Genomic DNA, 2,300 nt, shown 5'->3' on the forward strand with positions numbered 1-2,300 from the left:
ATTGACCGCCTCAAAGCCGGGGAAGATTCTGGTTACCGGATTGAGATTCATCTGATCGATCTTGTTCAGCTCGAGTTCATAGTTCTTCTGATCGATGCCCCTCATTCTTATTTCTTCAAAGCTTTCAGGCAACAGAAGGCCGGTCAGCTCTCCGATAATCTCAAGCGCTTCTCTCTCCGAAAGCCGCAAGGCGTGATCCATGAGAATTTGCGCCATAGAGAGAAGTTCCATCGGAAGTCCGGCCGGCCCCATTGTTTTGCAGTAAATCATCGGCTTCTTCCAATCCACATGCCTGGATATTCTCTCGTAATCCTGCGAAACGATATTTCTAAGAGAAGGGGAGAAAAGATCCACGCCCACTTCTAGGCCCAGGTTTTTCGCCCTGTCTGAATATGAAGTCAGCAGCTGGAGCACCGATGACTTTCTGAACTCGAGAAATTCCCCGGTAATTCTGTAAAACTCTTTGAGAGTTTCCAGTACTTCGTCCATTCCCCTCTTCGAACCGAGCTTTCTTAAAAAACCGCGAATTGCCTTTTCAAAGGCTGAACCCGTTGCTCTCGATCTCTCTTTGCAGGTGTCGCAGAAGCAGGTAAGCATCTCTCCTATCCCGTTGGCCGGCGAAGGAAAACGGATCCTGTCGAGAAAGACACCGTCGAAGTCGGCAAGGCCAAGGATTTCTTCGAAGCGGCTTAGAAAGGCCTCCTCCTGCCTTACCTTGTTGGGGCAAAGAAATTCAAACTCCTCACCGCCGGCCTTTTGGGATTCCAGTATCTCCGACCGGCCGCTATCTATCGTTCTTACGATCTTGAAGGCGTCCGTATCGAAATCTACTGGCGTGTCTGCCAGCATGGGATACCAGAGATGCGGAGAAACCCCGACTTCTCTGCAAATCGAGACAAGCGAGGAAAGATATTCGGGCCGGACCGACCAGATAATGAGCTTTTCAAGCCCTGCCGTCTTTGCCTTCGAAAGTTTCTCTGTAAGGCTTCCTGAATTATCCCTGGAGAGCTCCTCATTAAAAAACAGCTGTGAGAGGATATTGATCTTACCTGCTTCAGACATCAGCGACCTCCTGTCGTATTTCTCTTACATTTCCGGTTCGAAATCGGCCACGTTGTCCTTTGTGACCATTACCTGCTGGATCTCGACGAACTTCGGCACTTCCTGGCCCGTCAGGTATAGATGGGCGGCCTCGACAGCTTTGTAGCCTTCTTCAATAACCGAGAAATACGTGGAAGCATAAACGTCTCCGGCTTCAATGTAAGGAACGAGCTCTTTCGCATACTCCAGGCCCAAAACCACTACGTCGGTGATTCCTCTCTCCTTGAGTGCCATCGATGCCGCTATGGCTCCCGACCACCACTGGCAGGCAATGACGTCAACATTTCTGCCACTCTGGAGGAAAGCCTCCATGAACGCAAGTGTTCCTTCCTTTGTCCAGCCATCGATAGGGCGCTTCTCAATTATGCTCCATGAAGGATTTCTTTCTGCCACGGAGAGAAAACCCTCTTCTCTCATTCTCTGGGCAGTTGTACCGGGATTGCCTTCAATAAGAATTATGTCTATCTCGGCGTTCCCAAAGAGCTTCTCGACAAACTCTGCCTGGACAACGCCTGATCCTATCTCGGAACGACCTATGTGGCTGATGACACCCGGATACTTGCCTTCAGGATCTGTTCCGATGCTGTTTGTGAATGTTATCAATGGAATTCCCGCTTCGTCGCAGCGAGTTACGGCCGTTCGAAGGGCCATGTTATCCGCCGCGCAAAGCAGCACGAGATCTACACCTCTTGCGATGAAGTTCTCAACCTGAGACAGTTGCTTGCCTGCATCCCATTCTGCGTCCGCATAGATCAGGTTCAGTCCGAACTCCTGAGCCGCCGCATCCAACCCTACTCTCTGGACGCTGAAGAATTCAACGGTTCCGGGAAGCAAAACTGCAACGTCCGTCCCAAAGAGAATTCCTGCCATTAGAACGAAGATCAAAGCCAGTAGAACAGTAATCTTTCTCATAAGTACCTCCTCTTGTAATTTCCTGCCGTTCAAAATCCCGAAGTTCCCCCTAGAACCTCTTTAAGGAGCAACTCTTTCTGAGCAAAATAAGCTCCGCCGATGACAACACTGTAAGGCTCAAGGGCCGCTCTGACAAGTAGATCAGGTCTGTAAAGCTCTTGAGGAAGAACCTTCCTCAGAGTGCTGTCGATTATCGGGAAAATCCGGTCATACTGGTTGAAGCCAATACCACCTCCTATCAGAAGTCTTGCCGGATCGAGAAGCATAATTGCATTGGCAAATGCAAG

General features: G+C 49.9%; 3 protein-coding genes. All 3 read right to left on the reverse strand.

All coding sequences use genetic code 11. From position 1 onward, the window contains the following. Positions 1 to 1,062, reverse strand: a 1,062-nt coding sequence (locus tag ENN47_11505; GenBank protein ID HDP78779.1) for a hypothetical protein, incomplete at its 3' end; no start/stop codon positions are given. Between the two features lie 24 nt (positions 1,063 to 1,086). Then, on the reverse strand, positions 1,087 to 2,013 hold the full coding sequence (locus ENN47_11510; protein HDP78780.1) for a sugar ABC transporter substrate-binding protein: 927 nt from the start codon (positions 2,011 to 2,013) through the stop codon (positions 1,087 to 1,089). A 29-nt stretch (positions 2,014 to 2,042) separates the two neighbouring features. Beyond that, positions 2,043 to 2,300 (reverse strand): ROK family protein (locus tag ENN47_11515; protein HDP78781.1); only part of this gene is annotated, 258 nt, incomplete at its 5' end.

The sequence above is a fragment of the Mesotoga infera genome (assembly GCA_011045915.1).
Taxonomy (GTDB): domain Bacteria; phylum Thermotogota; class Thermotogae; order Petrotogales; family Kosmotogaceae; genus Mesotoga; species Mesotoga infera_D.

Coding starts and splice junctions, on each gene's coding strand:
- ENN47_11510 (HDP78780.1), bottom strand. CDS start 2,013: ATGAGAAAGATTACTGTTCTACTGGCTTTGATCTTCGTTCTAATGGCA.